Source organism: Siphonobacter sp. SORGH_AS_1065 (genome assembly GCF_030818595.1).
Lineage (GTDB): Bacteria > Bacteroidota > Bacteroidia > Cytophagales > Spirosomataceae > Siphonobacter.
The window spans coordinates 4,570,164-4,592,575 of sequence record NZ_JAUTAM010000004.1; the positions used below are offsets into that span (position 1 = coordinate 4,570,164).

The 22,412-nt window shown below is 45.9% G+C and carries 22 protein-coding genes; 9 read left to right on the plus strand and 13 right to left on the minus strand.

Annotation, left to right across the window (positions count from 1 at the left end; all coding sequences use genetic code 11):
- Nucleotides 1–319: 319 nt before the first annotated feature.
- Nucleotides 320–1,408 (minus strand): hypothetical protein, encoded by a 1,089-nt coding sequence (locus tag QE390_RS19785; RefSeq protein WP_307143450.1) that lies wholly within the window; start codon nt 1,406–1,408, stop codon nt 320–322.
- Nucleotides 1,409–1,609: 201 nt separating this feature from the next.
- On the opposite strand from QE390_RS19785, the gene QE390_RS19790 reads away from it, so the two are divergent.
- Nucleotides 1,610–2,236: a hypothetical protein gene (locus QE390_RS19790; RefSeq protein ID WP_307143451.1), complete on the plus strand. Its 627-nt coding sequence runs from the start codon at nt 1,610–1,612 to the stop codon at nt 2,234–2,236.
- 206 nt (nt 2,237–2,442) lie between these two features.
- Nucleotides 2,443–3,615 (plus strand): glutathionylspermidine synthase family protein, encoded by a 1,173-nt coding sequence (locus tag QE390_RS19795; RefSeq protein ID WP_307143452.1) that lies wholly within the window; start codon nt 2,443–2,445, stop codon nt 3,613–3,615.
- A 195-nt stretch (nt 3,616–3,810) separates the two neighbouring features.
- Here QE390_RS19795 and QE390_RS19800 read toward each other — a convergent pair whose 3' ends face one another.
- The 6 genes from QE390_RS19800 to QE390_RS19825 all read right to left on the minus strand — a co-directional run bounded on the left by QE390_RS19800 (nt 3,811) and on the right by QE390_RS19825 (nt 9,479).
- Nucleotides 3,811–4,155, minus strand: coding sequence for a heavy-metal-associated domain-containing protein (locus QE390_RS19800; protein ID WP_106635854.1), 345 nt, complete (start codon nt 4,153–4,155; stop codon nt 3,811–3,813).
- Nucleotides 4,156–4,347: 192 nt separating this feature from the next.
- Nucleotides 4,348–4,686, minus strand: coding sequence for a four-helix bundle copper-binding protein (locus QE390_RS19805; protein WP_307143453.1), 339 nt, complete (start codon nt 4,684–4,686; stop codon nt 4,348–4,350).
- A gap of 31 nt (nt 4,687–4,717) precedes the next feature.
- Nucleotides 4,718–6,061: a hypothetical protein gene (locus QE390_RS19810; RefSeq protein WP_307143454.1), complete on the minus strand. Its 1,344-nt coding sequence runs from the start codon at nt 6,059–6,061 to the stop codon at nt 4,718–4,720.
- 81 nt (nt 6,062–6,142) lie between these two features.
- Nucleotides 6,143–6,697, minus strand: coding sequence for an AraC family transcriptional regulator (locus tag QE390_RS19815; RefSeq protein ID WP_307143455.1), 555 nt, complete (start codon nt 6,695–6,697; stop codon nt 6,143–6,145).
- Between the two features lie 15 nt (nt 6,698–6,712).
- Nucleotides 6,713–8,932 (minus strand): TonB-dependent receptor, encoded by a 2,220-nt coding sequence (locus QE390_RS19820; RefSeq protein ID WP_307143456.1) that lies wholly within the window; start codon nt 8,930–8,932, stop codon nt 6,713–6,715.
- Between the two features lie 100 nt (nt 8,933–9,032).
- The gene (locus QE390_RS19825) at nt 9,033–9,479 is read right to left on the minus strand and encodes a hypothetical protein (protein ID WP_307143457.1); all 447 of its coding nucleotides are present in this window, start codon (nt 9,477–9,479) and stop codon (nt 9,033–9,035) included.
- A gap of 596 nt (nt 9,480–10,075) precedes the next feature.
- On the opposite strand from QE390_RS19825, the gene QE390_RS19830 reads away from it, so the two are divergent.
- The 3 genes from QE390_RS19830 to QE390_RS19840 all read left to right on the plus strand — a co-directional run bounded on the left by QE390_RS19830 (nt 10,076) and on the right by QE390_RS19840 (nt 13,030).
- Entirely contained in the window at nt 10,076–10,711 is a 636-nt protein-coding gene (locus QE390_RS19830) for an HAD-IA family hydrolase (protein ID WP_307143458.1), read from the plus strand.
- A 382-nt stretch (nt 10,712–11,093) separates the two neighbouring features.
- The gene (locus QE390_RS19835) at nt 11,094–11,771 is read left to right on the plus strand and encodes a response regulator transcription factor (protein WP_307143459.1); all 678 of its coding nucleotides are present in this window, start codon (nt 11,094–11,096) and stop codon (nt 11,769–11,771) included.
- Nucleotides 11,768–13,030, plus strand: coding sequence for a HAMP domain-containing sensor histidine kinase (locus tag QE390_RS19840; RefSeq protein WP_307143460.1), 1,263 nt, complete (start codon nt 11,768–11,770; stop codon nt 13,028–13,030). Before QE390_RS19835 ends, QE390_RS19840 begins: the two co-directional genes overlap by 4 nt.
- A gap of 52 nt (nt 13,031–13,082) precedes the next feature.
- Here QE390_RS19840 and QE390_RS19845 read toward each other — a convergent pair whose 3' ends face one another.
- From QE390_RS19845 to QE390_RS19855, 3 genes are all read right to left on the minus strand, one after another.
- On the minus strand, nt 13,083–14,336 hold the full coding sequence (locus tag QE390_RS19845) for a DUF937 domain-containing protein (protein ID WP_307143461.1): 1,254 nt from the start codon (nt 14,334–14,336) through the stop codon (nt 13,083–13,085).
- A gap of 30 nt (nt 14,337–14,366) precedes the next feature.
- Nucleotides 14,367–14,867 carry a nuclear transport factor 2 family protein gene (locus tag QE390_RS19850; RefSeq protein WP_307143462.1) on the minus strand — a complete coding sequence of 167 codons (501 nt, stop codon included), beginning with the start codon at nt 14,865–14,867 and terminating at the stop codon, nt 14,367–14,369.
- Between the two features lie 80 nt (nt 14,868–14,947).
- Nucleotides 14,948–15,952, minus strand: coding sequence for an NAD-dependent epimerase/dehydratase family protein (locus QE390_RS19855; protein ID WP_307143463.1), 1,005 nt, complete (start codon nt 15,950–15,952; stop codon nt 14,948–14,950).
- A gap of 226 nt (nt 15,953–16,178) precedes the next feature.
- Here QE390_RS19855 and metG point away from each other — a divergent pair, with 226 nt between their 5' ends.
- Both metG and mog read left to right on the plus strand, forming a co-directional pair.
- Nucleotides 16,179–18,221 carry a methionine--tRNA ligase gene (gene metG / locus QE390_RS19860; protein WP_106635845.1) on the plus strand — a complete coding sequence of 681 codons (2,043 nt, stop codon included), beginning with the start codon at nt 16,179–16,181 and terminating at the stop codon, nt 18,219–18,221.
- A 111-nt stretch (nt 18,222–18,332) separates the two neighbouring features.
- Nucleotides 18,333–18,866 (plus strand): molybdopterin adenylyltransferase, encoded by a 534-nt coding sequence (gene mog, locus QE390_RS19865; protein WP_106635844.1) that lies wholly within the window; start codon nt 18,333–18,335, stop codon nt 18,864–18,866.
- 356 nt (nt 18,867–19,222) lie between these two features.
- On the opposite strand, the gene QE390_RS19870 is transcribed toward mog, so the two are convergent.
- On the minus strand, nt 19,223–19,498 hold the full coding sequence (locus QE390_RS19870; protein WP_307143464.1) for a hypothetical protein: 276 nt from the start codon (nt 19,496–19,498) through the stop codon (nt 19,223–19,225).
- A 139-nt stretch (nt 19,499–19,637) separates the two neighbouring features.
- Nucleotides 19,638–20,198, minus strand: a complete 561-nt coding sequence (locus QE390_RS19875; protein ID WP_106635842.1) for a type 1 glutamine amidotransferase domain-containing protein — start codon at nt 20,196–20,198, stop codon at nt 19,638–19,640.
- 301 nt (nt 20,199–20,499) lie between these two features.
- Here QE390_RS19875 and QE390_RS19880 point away from each other — a divergent pair, with 301 nt between their 5' ends.
- Nucleotides 20,500–20,880: a VOC family protein gene (locus QE390_RS19880; RefSeq protein WP_307143465.1), complete on the plus strand. Its 381-nt coding sequence runs from the start codon at nt 20,500–20,502 to the stop codon at nt 20,878–20,880.
- 114 nt (nt 20,881–20,994) lie between these two features.
- A complete protein-coding gene (locus QE390_RS19885) occupies nt 20,995–22,233 on the plus strand; it encodes an MFS transporter (protein ID WP_307143466.1) in 1,239 nt (412 codons plus the stop codon).
- Here the strand turns inward: QE390_RS19885 and QE390_RS19890 are convergent.
- A complete protein-coding gene (locus QE390_RS19890; RefSeq protein ID WP_307143467.1) occupies nt 22,230–22,388 on the minus strand; it encodes a hypothetical protein in 159 nt (52 codons plus the stop codon). The genes QE390_RS19885 and QE390_RS19890 overlap by 4 nt on opposite strands.
- Nucleotides 22,389–22,412 lie beyond the last annotated feature (24 nt).

The window sequence follows — 22,412 nt, forward strand, 5'->3', positions numbered from 1 at the left end:
GCCTTCCAGGAAGCTTGTCAAAGTTTATAATTGCCGACACTCCTAATGCCAATCATAGCTTTGGAAGAACAACGAATTCATTCGCTCTGGATGACAGGTCGGGGTATTAAATTGCTGCCAACTTTTCGCTGGCAGCGGTGTTTTATAATTTATTTCTTCTATTCAACTTCCGAAAATTAAGTGTCTTGACTTAAGACTTTCGGCAGTTAGGAGATGCTACCGCTGCCAGCTTTTTCGCTGGCAGCAACTATTTGAAGTGATACGTACGCACCTTGACCTGGGTATCAGTGCTGCCAGCGAAAAAGCTGGCAGCGATATTTTAGTCTTTCGGGAAGTTACTGTTAGCATTTCTTTGCTGTTTCAAAACCAAATACTCCGCCACTAGAGCCAGCGAATGAGCGGGGCACTCCCAGTTAATATGGCTTAATTTCCAGTGGGTTAACCAGCGGGTTTGCGGGTAATAATTCAGAATAGGGGCGATAGAAAAGTAATGATGCCGGGATTGTTCCAGTAGGGTCTCAAATGTCCAGTGGGCTGGAATTACCTCACCTGGATCTTCGCCCAGCCGTAAAAGCGTTGTCGCCAGCATGAGCTGATCCATGAACGTCTCGGATTTCCAGGCTTTCATATCCCGGATTAAAAGGGGCTTACAATCACTCAACACTGGGACTTCGGCCAGTAATCGACCGACATGATACATGATCAAGGGCGTCGTCGCATAATACGCTGAAACCTCCAGGGGTCGCTCCCGATAGTCCCCCGAACGGATGCTGTACGCAATGAATTCCAGCACATTTTGATCGAATTCGTCCAGCGGTAACTGATTCCGAAAAACCCAGAGCATCACATTGGACAGGGTGCTGGCGTCAAAATCAATTGGCATTTTTTCCCCAAACCAGGTGGAGTAAATTTTTTGCTTCCGAAATGCCAAAGGACCGGTTTTGGATAAGCCTTTGATCGTATTGGCATGAGCCCTTAACTTCGCTTTTAGCCACAGATGCTCTTCCTGTGAACGCGGCGTAATCAGGTAAATCATGACGGTATCATCCACATCATCAGGCAGTTTAAAATGCTGCGTTCGATGCATGATTCGACCGTTGGGGAAGTGATGGGAAGGCTGGGTCTGGTAAAAGTTATACGTCGCTAAACCGTGCTTATTTTGATAAAGGGGATACGTAGAAGCCGCCTTATCAGTGATGTCATCAACGATTTGCTGGCTCCGCCCCGACAAAGAAGAGCGGATTTCCTGAAGTGTAAAAATGGTAATGGCGGTAAAGAAAATATTGGAATCTTCCCGAAGGTAATTCAGTTCTTTTTTGAGACGCTGCGAAGGAAAAAGACCTGCCACATAAGTAGCGTCTCCCGTCGATTGTAGAGCTGCAATTCGTTCAATAAGTGAATCAAGCATGGTTTTCATGTGAACACAAAGAACGGTTTTATGCGTTAACTTTTCAGGAGTTCATCACGAAAAGTGCCCGTAAGGCGGGTCATTTTTTACCGCTGGACTAAATCATTCTTCCAATTATGAGCGGATTAACTCCATTTTTGTAACACATTTTCAAGAACAACTATCGAAAAATTTTACATCCATCATTCTAAATCTATATCCATGACACCCACGCGAAAAGGAAGTTTTGTTAGGAAAACCAAAGACATTACCATTGGCAGTACCATCGCTCTGGCTCTTCTGACGGGCTCGGTTGCCCTTCAGGGTTGCGGCGGCTCTAATGAACAACAATACGAGGAAAAACGAGAAACCACGTTTAGTAAAGGCGTACGTACGTACATTACGGAAACGAGTCCGGGAGAATTCAAAATTACGGACGAAGTGTCCGTAGCGGCAGACAGCAGTCAGGCGATTGTCCGGTATTACGACGGGCACCGGGATACTTTAAATGCCCAGTCGGCCAAAGCTTTAATTGACCGGGAAGTAGTGGATAACCCTCAGTATCACGCCGGACATAGCGGCTTGGGTAGTGCCCTGCTTTGGGGGGGAATGGGTTATTTTCTAGCCAACTCACTCAACAACCGCCGCTATCAGCAATACTACGGCCGTCCCGATGAAGAACAGCAACGCTCGCGTTTTTACAGTAATAGCAGTGCCTTCCGCCGTTCCAACGATGTTCGTCAGGAAGTACAAAGCTCCCGCAGTACCAGAATCGTCAAAACCTCCCGTCCATCCAGTGGTCGCAGTGGTTTCTTCGGCGGAAGCCGCAGCCGGAGCTATGGAGGATAAGTTTTATGTTAGGAGTTTTGGGTTTAGTGTTTTGAGTTAGAGCATCATCGTCGCCTTCTTCTATTCTAAATCGCATCCAATGGTTTCCCTGGGTTACCACTCGGGGCTATACAAAATGTAATCCCTCTGGGGTTATCTTGAACTCACGTTAATAATTATCAGTAACTCTAAACCCCACACTCAAAACCCATTTCAACGCTATTTTTATGATCAAAATAAAAACGTTGCCAACCTCACCAGAAACGCAGCTTCGTCAGATTGGCTGGGACTGGATGCTTGGTTCCGATACCCTGCCTTACCTTACCCACGAATTAGTCAGCGTTAATCAGACCGAAGCTCAGGCTTATTATGACGCGGCGAATGATCTTTATGAAATGTTCGTCGAAGCCGGACAGGCCGTCATTGATCAGCATCGCTTTGCAGAACTCGGCATTCCCGAAAACCTGATTGATCTGGTGAAATTGTCCTGGAATGATGACCGCCATTTGCATCTGTACGGACGATTTGACCTGGCGGGTGGAATTAGTGGTTTACCCATTAAACTCATTGAATTTAACGCCGACACCGCTACCTGCATTCCTGAAACGGGCATTGTGCAGTGGGCCCATTTAAAGGCCAATGGTTTGGATGAAGCGGCTCAGTTTAATACCTTGTACGAATCGCTGGTTGAGAATTTCGAAATTCTTCGGAACCTCAACTCCGACCTTACGCCTACCCTATTGATCTCTTCCATGCGGGATACGCCCGAGGATGATGCGAACGTGCAGGTCATCGGAGAAGCCGCCCGCGAAGCCGGCTTTGACATTGAATATGCGTATGTAGACGAAGTGGAATTCTCCCCCAGCGAAGGGTTATTCCGCCAAAATCCTCAGAATGGTACGTTCGAGAAATTTGACTTCTGGTTCAAGCTCATTCCTTGGGAATACATCGCCTGGGACGAGCCCGATTTGGCCGATCTATTAACTCAGATGGTAAAGAATCGGAAAACGGTGATTATTAACCCAGCTTATACTTTACTGTTTCAGTCGAAAGCAATCCTGAAAGTGTTATGGGAGCTTTACCCGAATCACCCTTTGTTATTACCCACCACTGATCAGGCTCCCACTGGAAAACCATCCGTTCGGAAAGTATTGTTTGGCCGCGAAGGAGCAAATGTTGAAATTCTGGATACAAACGGAGCCGTCTCCGAACAGGCGGAAGGTGAATACGGCGAGCAGGCGGTTATTTATCAGGAATATACCGAATTTCCCGCCGATGCTCAGGGGAATCGCTACCAGGCTGGCGTGTTTTTTGCCGGAGAAGGCTGCGGTCTAGGATTTAGAAGAGGCGGAAAAATTCTGGATAACTCGGCCCAGTTTTCCGGCCATTTGGTCGAATAATACTTTACAGTGACCGCTCTTTCGGATTTGCAATCCGAAAGCCATCTGCCAGGGATTTGTAATCCCAATCAGCAGCCATAACCGCCTCTACCGAGACGCAATAAAAAGGTTCGTTTCTAGAGTGAAACGAACCTTTTTTGTTATATAACTGAACCCAGTAAACGGCAAACCGTAGCGACGGCCGCCGAACACTAATTACTCATGTTTCATTTTGCTGTCCTTCTTGCAGCAGGCAGGTAATTTATCGTAGCCTTTCTGATCCGCAGGAACTGCGTTTGCGTCGTAACCCGTCTTTGTAATGGTTTCGATGATCTGAGCTTCGTCGGTCTTCTTACCATCGTAGGTTACGGTTACTACTTTGTCCTTCAAATCCAGGTTGGCATCTTTCACGCCTTTCGAAAATCCCAGATTTTTCTCGATTCGAGCTTTGCACATGCCGCAAATGGCTGAAGTTTTAATTTTCACCGTTTTAGGCTCGTCCTTCGCCCAAACCATTCCGCTAAGGAGTAAACAGAAACTTAATACCAGAGATTTTACCATGATTTTTTGATTGGTTAGTAATGAAACAATAAAGGGAGTTTTAAAAGTTTAAAATGGGTTGAAAAAGTTTGAGACGTTTGAGGTTGATAGTTAGATGAGGTTTGAGAAGTTTGAGGTTTGAAAATGTTTAGTCACTCAATATTTTCAAACCTCAAACTTCTCAAACAATCAAACCCTATTTAAACCCATCAATTAAGCAGCAACTGCCATATTTTCACATACTTCGGCACAGTATTGGCAAGCTTCGGCACAACGGGCACATACTTCATCGCCGTGAGTGGCGTGTTTTTCACATTCTGCCGCACAGGCTTTGCATACTTCCGCACACATTCGACACATATCCAAAGCAAAGTCTGAGTCACGGGCACACAAGCGAGCACAGGTGGTACAGACTTCCGCACAATCCCGGCATAACTGAATACACTTCGTACGATCCATTTCGTGCCCGGATTTGGTTACGCAATTGGTAACGCAGGCTTCACAGGTTTTTACGCAGGCCAGACAGGCCTCGATACAGGCTTCCATATTCATAGCAATCAAGGATTTGGTTGGAAAATGAATCTTACATTTTTAACCGGGTCGGCATCAGTCGCAGATAAACCTGCCCGGCTAAGGGCGTTGATCCGTATAACGAATTCAATGCCTTATCCTGCAAAAAAACAGTGCCTTGCACACCCGCTACTAGCCATAATTTTCCCATCTGGGCTACTTGATGATTATATCCTAAACTCAGAGCATTGACGTTGTAAATCAGACTGGTAGGCAAAACCAACTCCTCGGCTGATTTCTGAACAAATTCATAACGTCCATAAACCGCCCAGGTCTCATGCTGCCAGTTTGATTCCACCAAAGCTGAATGTTCGTTATGATGATCTCCCGACTGGTTATACCCCCAGGAAGCCGTCGAAGCAACCCAGCTATTCTTTCCGGCTGGAATCACGTGCTGAACCGAAGCCGTGGTTCGATTGACGTTTTCTTCAGGATGCAATCCTTCGGGTGAATGAATGTAAGCCCGGGAAGCCTGCAAAGACCAATGCATAGATGGGTTCCAGGAAACACGGTAACTATACGAATCAAAACGAGGCTTATCGAAATTGTATCGATTTTCATTCGGTTCCCGACCCGTAAAACTGGATCCTTCCAGCTTTACCTGACCAATCCGAACTCCCAGCGTCGCTACGCCAAAGGTAATATGCGTAGCATCCTGCCAGTGGTGACTCAGGGTGGCATCGGGGTTATTCATGGAGGAAAAACGGTGCATGAACGCCACGGGTCCCAAAGCTGGTTCCCCTGGGTAACCCACATAACCCGAAATATCGACTTTTGCACTTAATCGCTGGGTATAACCGACGGTCAGTCCCGAAATTAAATCGTGTGGGTGTTGACGGTCAATCAGAGGACTTCCTTTCCAGCTTTCTCCGGTTTGATACAACAAGGGGTAACCTCCACCTCCTTCGGTTAAACGATCCAGCGATACCATCAAAGAAGCCGTGAATAACCCATTCTTACCTACGGGCCGCTGGGCCATCCCCATTACCCAGTTCGGAGCTGATAATCGGCTCGCCTGCCCTCGTTTGCCCGGATTGTTTATATTCTGACCCGTATACCTCAGAAAAACACTTCCGTGAACCATGTACATCCATTTCGACTGATGTTTCATCCAGGCATACAACGGCGTAGCATCCGGCTGCCAGCCCGTTCCCGATCCATTTCGATTCATTGGTAAACTCAGTGAATACGAATGTGTCATCGAAGGGTGGCCTTCGTGGTGTTCATGATTCATGCCTTCATGCGACATTTCATGGTTGGGTTTGGTCGTATCCGCCTGCATTTGATGATGCTCATGCTGAGCATACGAGGTTACGGATAAGCCAGATAGCAAAGCGGTTATTAGTAGGTTTTTCATGGCTTTTACTGTTTGTTACTCGGTTCGTTTCTCTTTAACCTTGTCTTAGTACTAGACGCGATCAATCATGTGTCTACGATTTCAGATCTGATCCAGCGACTGGCGGGTAGACTGATGGCCGTGCCGAAACTGACTGGGGGTTACCCCGGTTACTTTTTTGAATTGATTGGATAAATGAGCAACGCTACTGTACCCTAGTAAATCCGCGATTTCACTGAGGTTACGTTCATTATAGGTCAGTAACTCTTTGGTCTTTTCAATCTTTAGCCGTATCAGATAATGCTCGATAGTCAGACCTTCCAGCTCTGAGAAAAGCTTACTTAAGGCACTGTAATCCCGGTTTAGCTCTTCTGATAAATAGCTGGATATGTTTAGCCTAGCCCGTCCCGGCTGACTGATGTATTCGAGCATCAGTCGCTTCATCTGGGTTACTAACTGCTGACGCCGATCTTCCAGCAACTCAAAGCCCAAGCTTTCTAAGTGCGTTTGAAGAACCTCCCAATCAGACACGCCATTGGCAAGGTCAACTTCACCTAAATCGACCCGCTCGGGTTTCATTCCCAGCGATTCGAACGTTTGCCGCACCACCATTTTACAGCGGTCGCAAACCATATTTTTGATATATACCGTCGTCATCCTTTGCGTTTTCGTTTACTGAATCTTGTATCTAAATCCAGCATAAATCATTCGGCCAATCACCGGCCCCCATACCATCGAGGCATCGAAGTTTTTCCCGAAGGGATCATTTGCTCCGATGATTGGATTTTTCTGGGTAAAGTTGGCCAGGTTTTCACCTCCTACGTACAAGGCCCAGGTTCTGAAATTTTTGGTTACCTGAGCATTCAGATTCGAAAAGGCTGGAGCATACACGGGTGGTGAAGTAACGTCATGAATATGCCCGGCTTCGCTATTAGGCACGCGTCGGCGACCATTCCATTGCCAGGTAAAGTCAAACTTCCATTTCTCAAATCGATCGCTAGCCCAGCCGATATTGAAGAGAACCCGGTCGCGGTTCACAAACATTTTGGGTAACAAAGTCTGGTCGCCGCCCGGCGTTCGAACCGTCTGTTGCACATCAAACCAGCGATAGGCCAGCTTAATCTCCGTGCGGGGTAAGGGCTGCACGTTCCATTCCGCCTGAAAACTGTTCGCATAACTTTTGCCACGCAGGTTATACACCACAATCCGATCCGCCGATTCCATATCTACCACCAGTTGATTCTGGAAATCCGTACGATAAAAGTCGAGCGTGAAGCTGCTGTTTTTACCGCCCCAGGGTAAGGCTTTCGTCAGACTCAGGCCATAGTTCCAGCTTTGTTCGGGATTAATGCGGGAATCGAGCATGGTCCAATTCCGGGAGTTAACCAGCATCCCGTAATTTTCGGCCACTGGGTTAGGCACCCGCCAGCCTTTTCCGGCACTCACCCGGGCATCAATTTCGGCGGGCAAGTGAACTAATACGTGTAAACGAGGCGTAAAGCGGGTTCCGTACAGGTTATGAAAATCTACCCGTCCACCAGCGACCAGCGTCATTTTCTCGGGAATTGTATAGGTATACTCCCCGTAGGCTCCGGGAACTAGTTCTTTTCTTACAAAAGCAGAATCCAGGAATTTTTCGTTGAAATCATCCAGCATGAAACTGGCTCCGAGCTTATACGTATGCCGGGTATCACCGATGATATTCTGGTAAATCAGGTTTCCATAAAGCGTTTGCTCAACTCCTGAATAACGCTTGAAACCAAAGCGAGCCGAGGCATCGTGATAGACGCCGTTAAAGATTAAGGCTAACCCCTTGTAAGGCTTTTCAGGAAAAAGCTGGGCCGTTTTACTGAAGAATTCCAGTCGGCGGGTTACGTTACCAAACTCGTACACGTTGGGTCGGTCCCGCCCCGCGTCCATTTGTCCGCCTAAACGATCTTCGTATAGAGCCTTTACGCCAAACTGCGTCATCCAGCGGTCACTTTGGTATTTCCAGCGGTTAATGATATTGCCCTGCGAATACAGCGGCACATCTATAAATCCATCCTTGTTTTTGTCCAGCCGGGTTTGCAGCGTACTCCCGTGACTTAACAGCCCCACCGACCATTTATCGGTCAGTTTTTTAGCCAGATTCAGATTCAACTCCGCCCGGCCAAAACTATTCACGTAACCGTTCAGAAAAAGTTTGTCGTCACCGTCGGGTTTAGCCAGTTCGATATTAATCGCTCCGGTCATGGCTTCGTAGCCATTCACTACACTGCCTACGCCTTTGGAAACATCAATCGAACTGATCCAGGTACCCGGTGTATAATTCAGTCCGAACGTCGTATTCAAACCCCGAATGTTAGGTATGTTTTCGGTATTGATCTGTACATACGTTCCGGCCAGACCCAGTAACTGAATCTGCTTGGCTCCCGTAACGGCATCGCCGTAACTCACCGAAACCGAAGCATTGGTCTCAAAGCTTTCGGAAAGATTACAACAGGCGGCTTTCGCCAGCGATTTTGAGGTAATAATTTCCGTATGAATCGGGTTAATGCGGTCAATGGAAGAGGCCGCACTGGTGACGGTTACTTCCTGAAGCTGATTGGCATTTACCAAAGTAACCGTCAGTGAATCCAGTGAGTTAACCTGAAGGGTATCCGAGCGATACCCCACCAGCGAAAACACCAGCTTTTGCTGATCCGAATGTTTAATAATCGAAAATTTTCCCCGACCGTCGGTCTGGGTATTAATAGAAGTTCCTAACCAATAGACGGTTACTCCTACCAAAGGTTCAAGGCTCCCATTACTCTGCTTCTCGACCACACGGCCGTTTAACGTCTGAGCAAGGGAAGTATAACAGGTCCACAGAAGCAATGCTCCAGTGAATACGAATCGCTGAATACGCATAAAATTATGGCTAAATGAATACAGAATGAAGACTTAATGCACAAGCATCAAGGCCCATCCAAGGACAGTAACTTCCTCAGAATGAATCATTCAGAGCCAATCAAATCAGGAAAGATTGCACAAAAACCAGTAAACTTCGCCCGGAAAGCGGAATGGCCGCCTGTGCATCATAGGCACTCGAAAGAAGTGAGCGAAAGGCACTGAGCAGTAACTGGAAGAGGTAATAGGCCACATGAGCCGTGAATTCCACGACCATCTTAACAAACTTTGCCGCCAGCTTGGTAATCGAAGACGTGTACGAAACGTGTTCATACCGGGTTTCTTCCTGACAGCAACTCTGTTTTTTAAGACTCTGATGGCTGGATTTAGGATGTTGCTTGTGAAGGCAAGCGGGGCAAGACTTCTTTTCATCAAACGAAACCAGTGAAACTTTCTTCTTGTGACGGATATGGCAGGTGTGCTCCACGAGTCCAAAACCCGTAGATGTCGTCAGGACGACCAATACCATAAATACGTTAAACAGTCGAAAGAGTATAGACGGTTTCATATACCGTAGAAGTTTGGACACAAAGGTATTTACTATTTTTTCCCCAATCTACCTTTTTAAATTTTTTCCATATAAATGTAAGAGGCTGTCTAAAAATAAGAGTTGAATAAACGTTTCTTCCCCGGATTTCATCCCGGGCTATCCAGCCTGGGGCTATCCATGTTGAACCCCTCCGGGGTTATTGGCCGTAAACCTTTTGTAACAACAACCCCAGCGGGGTTTAATATGAGTAGTCCCGGTCTGGATGGACCCGGATTTCATCCGGGGACACTGCGAGGAAGTTAGCTCATACCCCATCGCTTAAAATTTCAGAAGCCCTGATTTGCCATAATGTCTTCGATTATAACTTTTAGGCAACTTTTAACAAAGTGTTTCTTTTATTGCATTGACCAGTTCTGAACTTATCAAGCGTAACTTTCTTACCCGGTGGGAATAATTGCGATGAAAGCCAGTGGTCTGTTGGGCTAGTATTTTCATTGCTGGAACTGAGTTATTCAAACCTTCGGCTTAGTTTTCTGGATAATAATCGAGCGATTTATGAACAGCCGAAGCATTTTATTACCTTGAGTTTTCATTTGTTATCCACCCATGCATTCATGTATAAAACCATCATTTTCGACTTTGACGGCACTTTAGTTGATTCCAAATACATTTTCGTAGAGGTCTACAACGAGATCGCCAGAAGATATGGTTACCTCTCCTTAGATTCCGAAAACATCCATGAGCTACGAAAGCTTTCCATTCGCGAACGCTTTAAAATCATGCGAATTCCACTGTATCATATTCCCTGGATATCTTTTCTTTTTTTGAGAAAATACGGACGAGCCATGCATCGGCTGGAATGTTTTGAAGGAATCAAAACCCTGTTAAGTCAGCTCCAAAATCAGGGTTTTACGCTGGCCATTATTTCTTCCAACGCTAAATCAAACATTCAGAATTTCCTTCAATCCAATCAAATAACCGCAATTCAACACATTTATACGTCTCGAAATTTGTTCGGGAAACATAAAGTAATGAATCGCTTGATGAAAGATTTACGGGTAACGCCAAAAGAGATTCTTTATGTGGGCGATGAATTAAGGGATATTACCGCCTGCCGGGCCGCTCAGATTTCCATTGCCTGGGTGAGTTGGGGGTATGATCCGATGGAATTAATCAATCAGAATCCGCCGGATTATTACGTAAATTCTACGGACGAACTACTGACCTTACTAACGCATCCCCCTTTGTAGGGATGTGAATTCATTGTGTCAGGGTATGAGTCGGTTTTTATTACCTTTTATTCTACCACTATGACTGGTGTCTTCACCAGCCATTACTAAAAGCATAGTGGTTGGTGAGGACACCAACCAGGGCGGATGTTTCTGGGTAAGAATCGGTTTTCTACTCCCCTGGCTGGTGTCTTCACCAGCCATTACTAAAAGGTAGGGGTTGGTGAGAACACCAACCAGGGCGGATGGTAAAGGCAATTTTGTTACCCATTTATTTATACTCATCTCCCGGCCAGACGTGATGAAGCCGCGTCTCTGCGTTGGAATTTCAATGCAAAATCTCCCATTTCTTTCCCAAATTGGTACTTTATCTTCGCTGACGAAATCAGTAAATGGGTGAATTATGAAAATGTTAGTGGTTGAAGATGAGCAGGGTTTAGCCGAGAGTATAACGGCTTACCTCAGCAAAGAAGGATACCGTTGCGAGATGGCGGCTACGTATCAGGAGGCTGACGAAAAACTGTATCTCTATGAATACGATTGTATCATTGTTGACTTAACCCTACCCGGAGGCGATGGACTCCAATTGATTGAAACCCTGAAAAAACGCTCGGCTTCGACGGGAATTATTATTATCTCAGCCCGTAATGCTCTGGAAGATCGGATCAAAGGACTGGAAGTGGGCTCGGACGATTACCTGACCAAGCCTTTTCATTTATCCGAACTCAACGCCCGGGTCAAATCCCTGATTCGTCGCCGAAATTTTGGAGGGCACAATGAAATTCAGTATCACGAAATCGTGGTGCAATCGCTTTCCCGGAAAGTATTCGTGAAAGAACAGGAAACACTATTATCCCGCAAAGAATACGATTTATTACTCTATTTTCTCTCTAATATTGACGTTGCATTAACCAAAGTTTCCATTGCCGAACACCTCTGGGGCGATCATATGGACTCCGCCGATTCGCTGGATATGGTGTACTCGCACATCAAAAACCTGCGTCGCAAATTGATTGAAAAGGGTAGCCGCGACTACATTCGGTCGATTTACGGCATTGGTTATAAATTCGGCGAAGTATGAGATTACTGGAAAAAACCAACCGCATTTATCTACTCTTTTCGCTAAGTCTGTACGTCATAGCGGCATTTAGCATGTATGGCATTATCAAATGGCTGATTTACGATGAAGTGGAAAGCCGATTGCTGGTTGAAAAACGCGATTTTCTAGTCTACATCCATCATTACAACTGGAAGCAGGATTCGTATTTCGTCGAGAATAAAATTGAGGTAGAACCCGCCCACGAACCCACTGACTTCAAAGAAACGTTCAAGGACACGCTCATTCAGGATCGGTATTCGCAGAAGATGATCCCTTTTCGGCAGCTTACCTTTTACGTGCCCATTCAACGCGTTGAGCATCGGGTAACGATTCGCAAATCCATGATTCAGTCGTATCGGCTCATTGAGGCCATTACTTTTACCATGGCTCTGATGCTGGGGTTATTATTGCTGGGTACCTATTGGTTTCAAAACCAGCTTTCAGGCCGCATTTGGCAGCCTTTTTATGATACCCTTTCCCGAATTAAACATTTCGATTTAACCCAGAAACAGAAACTTCAGCTCGCTCAGCCGGAGATTATCGAGTTCAATGAACTTAACGAAGTCCTTCAGAAAATGTCGGATAAGATTTTGCATGATTATCTGAATCTCAAGGAGTTTACGGAGAATGCCTCCCACGAGTTACAAACGCCGCTAGCCCTGATTAATGCCAAAGTCGAGCAGTTGATTCAAGCCGAGCAACTCACGGAAAACCAAACACACTGGATTCAAACGATTTACGAAGCCTCGCTTCGAATGTCACGTCTGAATCAGGGTTTATTATTACTGGCGAAGATTGAAAATCGGCAATTTGTGAATCAACAGACCATCGATCTGAGCGAAGAGTTGACTGAGAAACTCGCGGATATGGAGGAAATGGTGCAGTATAAAAAGATTCAGTTGAGCGTTACTATTGAATCTCCATTTATGGTTGTGTTACCCCCAGTTCTGGCGGAAAGTCTGATTACCAATTTGGTTAGTAATGCATTACGGCACAACGTAGCCGGCGGTGAAATCCGCTTGCATTCATCCTCAGATCGTTTGTGTCTCAGCAATACCGGGCACGTCCTTCTTCACGCACCGAACGAGCTTTTTTCCCGGTTCAAGAAAGAAGGCAGTTCTTCCGAATCATTAGGACTTGGCCTGGCCATCGTGAAGGAAATCTGTGATAACTACGGCTTACAAATTCAATACACCGAGGTAAACGGCCTCCACAGCTTTTGTTTGAGCTTAAAATCATAGAAGAACTTCCCGCAACGATGCAATGGCGGGAGGTTCTTCTATCAATAAGGGATTACTGACGTATCACCTTCACGGCAATGTAGCTGCGGTTGGGCTTGGTTGAGTCCGAAGAAAGGAAACTTGCGGCATCCAGTCGCATGATGTCTACACCTGCGTTGGTTAAAAAGGATTTAATGCTATTGGCTTGCTTAAAAACGTTTTTCTTATTACCCAACTGCTTGGTCACTCCAGTGAACTTCAATTGCAGGTTAGGATTCTTTTTCATAACCTCTGCCAATGCGTTCAGGGCCGGCGTCGACTGAGCCGTAGGCTGATTTGTAATCGGATCAAAGCTCACCTCATCAAACGTGAAATAGGCTCCTGGTTTACCCAACGGATCAGCCAGATGTTTGGTGAGTTTATCCGCCAGACCACCCGCCGCCGAAGTTGCCGACGTCGCTGTATTGGGAGTAACCCCTGGCTTGACTGCTGCCGAAGTATCTGGGTATAAAGCTGTTGAATCAGCCGGAACGGCTACTTCTTCCAGCGAGGTAGAATCCTGGCTGGTGCTGGCTTTAATGGAATCTCCGTAGTTCTGCCAGGCATAATAACCTCCGCCCAGAACCGCCAGAATTCCCAACCCAGCTACGACGCTTTTCCAGGGAAAAGTGGAGCTTTCCGTCAGATCCGCGTACGGATTTTCGTTTCCTCTGGAACGTGGACGCTCCTGAACTTCCACGGTTTCTTCTTCCGCGGGCGTTACGTAACCCAACCGTTCGAACTCTTCAATGGAAAGCGTAACCGCTACCCTATTAAATAACTCAGGATCAACTTCTTTAATTAAATTATCCTTCTGATTACGAAGCAATAACGCCAGTCCAACGGCATCCAGGTTTTGATCCCTAATCTGTTTACCCAGGATATCGACCCCCAAATAGGATAAGATTCCCAGCACATTGGTCGCCGAAGAATTCCGAATTTTAACCTGACCAGTAATCATCGTGATTACCACACTCCGTTTATCAGGTAACAAATGGCTAAAGAGATTACTTCCCTTCTGGGCAATCTGTGAGATCTGATCCCGGTCTTTCAGCAATTGAGGTAGCTGAGCTGATTTTTCCGGAGAAATGTTCTCACGTTCAATCGCTTTAAATAAAGCTTTAGCTCCACTTTCGCTTGATGATCGCTTCAGAAATCCAGCAACAACGGACAAAGCGGCCAGATCTGCCGCCTGCTTTACCCGATCCGAATTTTCGTTTACATACGAAGCAATGGCTTCTACGACCTCAACAGAAAGTGAATCTTTTAGATACGAAAAAATATTCATTAGTAGTTCTTTGGAGGTTAGTTCTCAATCTCACCAACCATCATCTGACTTTGGCTTAGGCTTCGCAGCAGATTTTTTCTGCGTTACAGCGGCTTTTCCTCCTCCAACTGAGGTAATGGGCTGACTTTTGTCGGCCCGCGTAAATACTCTACTTACGATTTTCCAGTCGTTTCCGATTTTCATCAACGACAAAAAGTCAACAAATTTGAAAGCATCCAGTTGCATTTCAAGCACTGCCGAACCTGCCGTTCCTAAATAACTGTAAGAAACGATACGGCCAGTCCAGTTGGCTCCTCCCTTGGGCGTTCTGCCAATAAATTCCTTTACGGGTGTACTCGTTACCCGTCCATTTGCCAAACTTCTCAGGTTAGCCGTGGGGTAAAAAGCCCGATTCAGACTAGCAGTATCACCCGTGGCTCCGCCGTCAATGTAATTCTGTAACGTTTCTTTAATGGCAGCATCTTCACTTTGAGCCTGAGCCGCAGTAAAACTGGCTACCACGAGCGAAAGAATGGGGAGTACCTTTTTCATGTGAGTAATCTTAAAACAAGCTGGATTGAATGACAAAACAATATCTTTTTAAGTAGAGTAAAAAGCTTTCACTAAACACTTCAACTATTATAATAGGCATTTGTTAAATAGGCAACAATTCGCTGGGTGCTTTCTTCTAGTGTGCGGTATTTAAAAGGTAAGGCTGATACGAGCTTCGTTCCCGGATACGTAAAGTGTGTTTGTGAGCTTTGGGCCGTCTCCTTCGTTACCAAAGGCGGTTTTTTAGTAAAAATACTCTTAAATGCCTCCCATCGCCAGGCCACTTCCGCAATTAAAGGAGTAACGCGATAGGAAGGAGCTTTCTTGCCCATTTCTTTAGCGATCAAATCAAAAAACTGACGATACGTGGTGCGTCCGGCATTCAGAATGAACCGTTCGTTTTTAATGGTACTGTAGAGCAACTGATAAATGGCTTCGGCCACATCCTGAACATCTACGTAGTTGAAAGTCCCGTCGGTATAAAAAGGTTTTTCATCATGGACATACTTGAACAAAGCCGTGCTGCTTTTGTCCCAGTCGCCTTCCCCAATCACTACCGATGGATTTACGATCACGCTGTTGAGCCCTTCTGATACCCCCCGCCAGACTTCCAGCTCGGCCTGATACTTGGAGATGGCATAATGTGAATTTAACGGCGATTCTTCCCATTTCTGATTTTCATCCACAACCGTCGGTACATCTGGGTTTTTACTTTGTTGTGAAGGTCTTCCTAAAGCCGCTACGGAACTAATGTAGGCTAATTTCTGAACGCCTTCGCTCAGGCAGATATTGACGACATTTGCCGTCCCTTCTACATTAATTTTGTATAATTTTTCCCGTTCTTTCGGTGAAAAGGAGACTACCGCTGCCGTATGTACGACATACGTACAGCCACGAATGGCCGATTCCAGAATGGCTACATCCAGCACATCCCCTTCGATCCACTCGATTCGATCTTCTAGATCTTTTACTAAACGAAGGTCGCTACTGGCTCGACGAAGAGCCCGAACCGATACTCCTTCCAGAATAAATTTCCTTGCTACCGCACTACCAATCAGGCCATTAGCCCCGGTGAGAAATACCATCTCTTTACGCTTTGCTTCCTGTTTTCTGCGGAAAGATCGCCTCTCTCCGATCTAATTCAGCCTCTTCTGCAAACAGATCTTCTGAACCTGACCAAACGATACAAAATTACGTTTCGTCGTTGACAGGCCAAAAGTAAGGATTTTTTAACGGATCGAACGATCCCGCAAACTCTTCCCTCTATCCTCCAAAAATGCTTACTTTTGCTGACCTTAATTACCGATTTTCATGTCTGAGAAGAAATTCAACCGCACTACCGTCACCGCAGCCCTCATTTATGCCAACGGTCCGATTCACATTGGTCACCTGGCAGGATGTTACGTTCCGGCAGACGTATATGTACGTTACCTCCGGGCGAAAGGAGAAGACGTCGCTTTTATTTCGGGTACCGATGAACACGGTGTCCCTATTACCATCCGGGCTCAAAAAGAAGGCATCACTCCGCAGGAGGTGGTTGACAAGTATTACACACAAATCAACCAGTCGTTTGTGGATTTTGGAATCGATTTTGACATTTATTCCCGGACGTCCAAGCCCATTCATCACGAAATGTCCCAGGAGATTTTCCTTCAGTTATATAACCAGGGAAAATTTGTAGAAGAAGTAACCGAACAGTATTACGACGAAAAAGCGGGTCAGTTTCTGGCTGATCGTTACATCGTAGGCACCTGTCCGGTATGTGGAAACGAAAATGCGTATGGCGATCAGTGCGAGCGTTGCGGCAGCACCCTGAGTCCTCGCGAGTTGATTAACCCCCGCTCGATGCTATCCGGCGGAACGCCGATTCTGAAAGAAACCAAAAACTGGAACCTGCCGCTTGATGCGATGCAGCCAGAGCTGGAAAAATACGTAGCGAGTCACCCCGAATGGAAAACCAACGTGGCTGGTCAGGTTCGTTCCTGGCTCAACGAAGGTCTGAAACCACGGGCCATGACCCGCGACCTGGATTGGGGTATCAAAGTACCTTTGCCCAACGCCGAAGGTAAAGTCATGTACGTATGGTTCGACGCTCCGATTGGCTATATCACCTTTACGAAAGAACTGAAAGGCGATGATTGGGAGAAATGGTGGAAAGCCGACGATACCCGTCTCATTCACTTCATTGGTAAGGATAACATTGTTTTTCACTGTCTGATTTTCCCCGCCATGCTGATGGCCGATGGCCGTTTCATTGCGGGTGCGGATAACGTTCCGGCCAATGAATTCATGAACCTGGAAGGAGACAAGATTTCCACGTCTCGGAACTGGGCGGTGTGGTTACATGAATATCTGGAAGACATGCCCGGCAAGCAGGACGTGCTTCGGTATACCCTGATTGCCAACGCTCCCGAAACTAAGGATTCGGAATTTACCTGGAAAGATTACCAAACACGTAACAACTCCGAGTTGGTCGGAATTCTGGGTAACTTCGTAAACCGGGCTGTTGTATTAACGGAGAAAAACTTTGGCCCGGCAGTTCCGGCTCTCGGCGAGTTAACCGAAGCCGATCAGAAAATGCTGGAAGAGCTGGCTCTGTATCCCGCCAAAATTGCTGACTCACTCGATAATTTCCGTTTCCGGGAAGGACTGAGCCTATTTATAGAAGTAGCTCGCCTGGGGAATCAGTATCTGGCCTCTACAGAACCCTGGAAGGTCATTAAGGAAAACCCCGAGCGTGCAGCTACGATCCTGAACCTGAGTTTACAAATTACCGCTTCGCTTTCTATCCTGGCGGAACCCTTCCTGCCTTTCACGGCAACCAAACTGCGTGAAATGCTGAACCTGACGGATACTAACTGGAGTAAAGCCGGATCGGCGTCTTTACTTCCTGAAGGTCATTCCATTCAGAATAAGGGTTTATTATTTGAGAAAATTGAAGACGCAGTCATCGAGGCTCAGGTACAGAAATTGCTGGATACGAAAAAGATGAACGAGCTGGCGTCTAAAACACCAGCTCCTCAGAAAGAGGCCATTACCTACGACGATTTCAGCAAACTGGATATTCGTATTGCCACCATCACGGCGGCTGAAGCCGTTCCTAAATCTAAGAAGTTATTAAAATTAACGCTGAATACAGGAATTGATACCCGGACGGTAGTTAGTGGCATCGCTGAGCATTTTTCACCCGAAGCTATTATTGGTCAACAGGTCTCCTTACTGGCGAATCTGGCCCCCCGAAAAATGATGGGCATCGAATCGCAAGGGATGATTTTGATGGCAGAAGACCGCGACGGCAAGCTGCAATTCATCCGCCCCGGCGAACCCATCTGGAACGGCGGAACCGTTTCTTAGGTATTCAATAGTACGCGGAAGAAGGCTGGTGGAAACATCAGCCTTTTTTGTCAGTTATGAGTGTACCATGTATTCACTCTTTTGATCAATCACGCATTCAATAGTAACCTCATGAACCGGGTAAAGATTGGAATTATCAATGTGTCGGATCGGGCCAGTGCGGGTATTTATGAAGATATTCCGGGCAAAGCCATTGTATCGACCCTGAACGAGTATTTAGTGAATCAGTGGGAACCCGTCTATCGGGTTATTCCCGATGAGCAGGATCTCATTTCTCAGACGTTAATTGAACTGGCGGATCAGGAAGGTTGCTGCCTGGTAGTAACCTCGGGTGGAACGGGCCCTGCTCCCCGCGATGTCACTCCCGAAGCAACCGAGGCGATTTGTCAGAAAATGATGCCGGGTTTTGGGGAATTGATGCGAAAGGTAAGTCTGGAATACGTGCCTACGGCCATTCTTTCCCGGCAAACCGCGGGTATTCGTGGGCAATGTCTGATTGTAAATCTACCCGGCAAGCCTTCGGCCATTCGCCAATGCCTGGACGCTGTATTTCCAGCTATTCCTTACTGCATTGATTTAATCGGCGGGCCTTATCTGGAAACGAACGAAGCCGTTATCAAAGCTTTTCGGCCTAAGCAGAGTTAGGGAGGGCATTACGATTAGTTATCTCAATTGCTGGCAGCAGGTTGTTAGCATCCTTTCAGTCAAAGTAGCATTACTGAAATACACTGCTGATAGCTTTTTACTAGTTTTCTTAATGCTGCCAGCTTTTTCGCTGACAGCGGGCTGTTTTAAGTTCTTTTGTCAAAACACCATAAGTCAAAGTAGCTCTGGTAAAGGTCCATTCCAAAGCCTTTCAGCCAAAGCAAACCAACCGCAGACACTGCTGCCAGCTTTTTCGCTAGCAGCAAGCCAGTTCGTTGCAAGCTAGAATGCCGAACATAAAAGAAGCCCAATCGTTAGGTTAACGATTGGGCTTCTTTTATGTATTTCTGTCAATTTTATAATCGACTGGTTCTTTCTTCTTTTACGTATTGATCCTGCTGTGGCGTTTCGTTATTCTGATCTTCGTTTTCATAACGACCCGTGCCTAACCCTTCTCCCCCGTTACCAGGACCGTTTTGGTTACCACCTCCCCGATTGGGTTCTGCTCCCTGTTGCTGGCGTTTTTGACCCGCTTGCTGAGCTTGTTGATTTCCTTGGTCTTGGTTGCGTTGATCTTGATTTTGCGTATCAGAGCCTTGCTGCTGATTTGCCTGTTGCTGGTTATTTTCCATAGATTTATCAGGTTATCATTTTATCTCGTCATCTGACGGACTTATCTAAATTATACAAAATAAAATAGTATTCCAATTATATTTTATAGAATTTTTTCTACAAAACCAGTTAAGAACTATCGTATTGAAAATGCTACTATTAATAAGTCGTTGCGTGTTGACCTTCCGCAATTTCCTCAATCATTTTCTTATTAAATGCAGGAATATCATCGGGCTTGCGGCTGGTTACCAAACCGTTGTCTGTCACTACTTCTTCATCAACCCATTCGGCTCCGGCATTTCTTAAATCCGTCTGTAAGGATGGAAAAGAAGTCAATTTCCGACCTTCCACTACATCTGCTTCAATCAGCATGATGGGTGCGTGACAAATGGCTGCTACGGGTTTTGAAGCTTCAAAGAAGTGTTCTACAAAAGCTACAGCATCTTTGTCCATCCGTAGATTATCAGGATTCATTACCCCACCGGGCAATAATAAGGCATCATAGTCTTCGGGATTTGCCTCTGATAAGGGCACGTCTACTGCGAATGAATCGCCCCAATCTGTGTGATCCCAGCCTTTTACCTGACCCTCTTTGGGAGAAATAATTTTTGTTTCAGCACCGGCGTCTATTAATGCTTGTTGTGGTTCGGTTAATTCTACTTGTTCGAATCCATCGGTAAGTAAAATTGCTACTTTTTTTCCTTGCAGTTTCTGTTCCATGACTTAAGTAAGTTTATACTTGTGTGATGCCTCTTAAGTAGAAAAACATATTCCTTCAACCTAGTTATTCTAGTGCTTTAGTAAGCCCATTATTCAACTTACACTCTCTTAAAACACTGATTAACAGAGGCTATTTATAATACCTAGATCTATTCTATCCTCGTAATCAGTCCTAACAAAAGATAGATTTTTTATAGAAAAGCCTCCGCACCCTTGCGGTAACTATGCCTCATTAAACCCGCTATCACTCATTCTTTTTCTTTACATTTGAAGTAATTCCGTGCTTAATACGTCCTCACGAATGAAACTATTTCCCCATCATCACCAGTCGGTCATGCCGTACTTTATTTTGGAAGGTGCTTTTCAGTTCATTGACTTCATTAAATATGTGTTTCAGGCCAAGGAAGTCTATCTGGCGAAACGGGACGACACTACAGTTATGCACGCTGAATATCAAATTGGTCGAAGTACCCTCATGCTTTGCGACAGCACGGAAGAATGGCGACCGCAATCCTGTAGTTTATTTGTCTACGTAGATAATGCCGACGAAGCCGTTCGCAAGGCCGTAGAACAAGGTAGTAGCATTTTGATGGAAGTGAGTGATCAGTCTTATGGCCGCAGTGGTGGAGTGATTGACCCTTTCGGTAACGTCTGGTGGATCAATAGTTTACAATCCAAGTAAAAGCATTATTTGACGAAGCAGGACTTGACTGGATACTCCAAGGAGTGTCTTGATCAGTGGTGCTGGTTTATTACTCGTTGTAACGAGCTAACCTATTTTTCCTTAATCATACCCATGGATTCTTCCCAAAAGTTTTCCAAATACGAAACCTTCGTTATTGCCATTCTGGCGATTCTTCAATTTACCATCATTCTGGATTTCATGGTGTTGTCTCCCCTCGGAGCCATCCTTATGCCTACCATGCACATTTCTCCCGCTCAATTTGGCTGGGTGGTGTCGGCCTATGCGTTTAGTGCCGGAGCATCGGGCTTATTAGCTGCGGGGTTCGCTGATAAGTTTGACCGCAAGAAGTTACTTCTGTTTTTCTACACTGGCTTTACCATCGGTACGTTCTTGTGCAGCATCGCCACTGATTTCCATTTTCTGCTTTTCGCCCGGATTTTCACAGGACTGTTTGGTGGGGTAATCGGCTCTATTTGTGCGGCGATCATTACCGACTTATTTGCTCTGGAAGTTCGCGGTCGGGTCATGGGTTTTGTGCAAATGGCCTTTGCTACGAGTCAGGTTTTGGGAATTCCCATCGGCTTATACCTGGCTAACCACTTCGGTTGGCATTCGCCCTTTACTATGATTGTCGGTTTTTGCATCATCATCGGTATTTTAATTGTGGTGTATCTAAAGCCGATTGATGCCCATTTGAAGAGTACGGAAAAACAGAATGCCTTTGTACACCTGCAGAAAACCTTATCTAAACCGAATTACCTGCTCGCTTTTGCTACCACGACGTTACTGGCCATGGGAGGTTACATGCTGATGCCCTTTGGCAGTGCGTATAGTGTGCATAACCTGCAAATTCCGTTTGCTGATTTACCTACGGTATATGTCATTACGGGTATCAGCTCTATGATTGCGGGGCCTTTAATTGGGAAATACAGCGACCGTATTGGCAAGTATCGCCTGTTCTTTGCAGGATCGGTATTGGCGATGGTTATGACGGGAATTTATGGGAACCTCGGTCCTACTCCGCTGACTACAGTCATTATTATTAATGTTATCATGTTCGTGGGAATTACTTCCCGCATTATTTCTTCTTCGGCCCTGATGACGGCCATTCCTACCTTGCAGGATCGGGGGGCGTTTATGAGTATTAACTCTTCGGTTCAACAAATAGCCGGTGGGCTCGCCGCAGTCATCGCCGGAATGATCGTTTCCGAAACGCCAACAGGATACATTGAACATTACGATATTTTGAGTTACGTCGTTATCCTGGGTATGATTGTTGGTATTGCAATGATGTATCTGGTGAACAAGATGGTACAACGAAAGGTAACCAATCCAGCCGTGCCGGTTTAATGAGGATCAGCGTTTTCTATAAAAAAGCCCCCAAACGAGGTTTTGGGGGCTTTTTTATGAATAATCATTTGAGACCATAACCCCGGAGGGGTTGAATACGGATAGCCCCGGATGTTAATCCGGGGATCTGAACGCCATTCGTAAGCTGGCATCATTCCCCGGATTTCATCCGGGGCTAT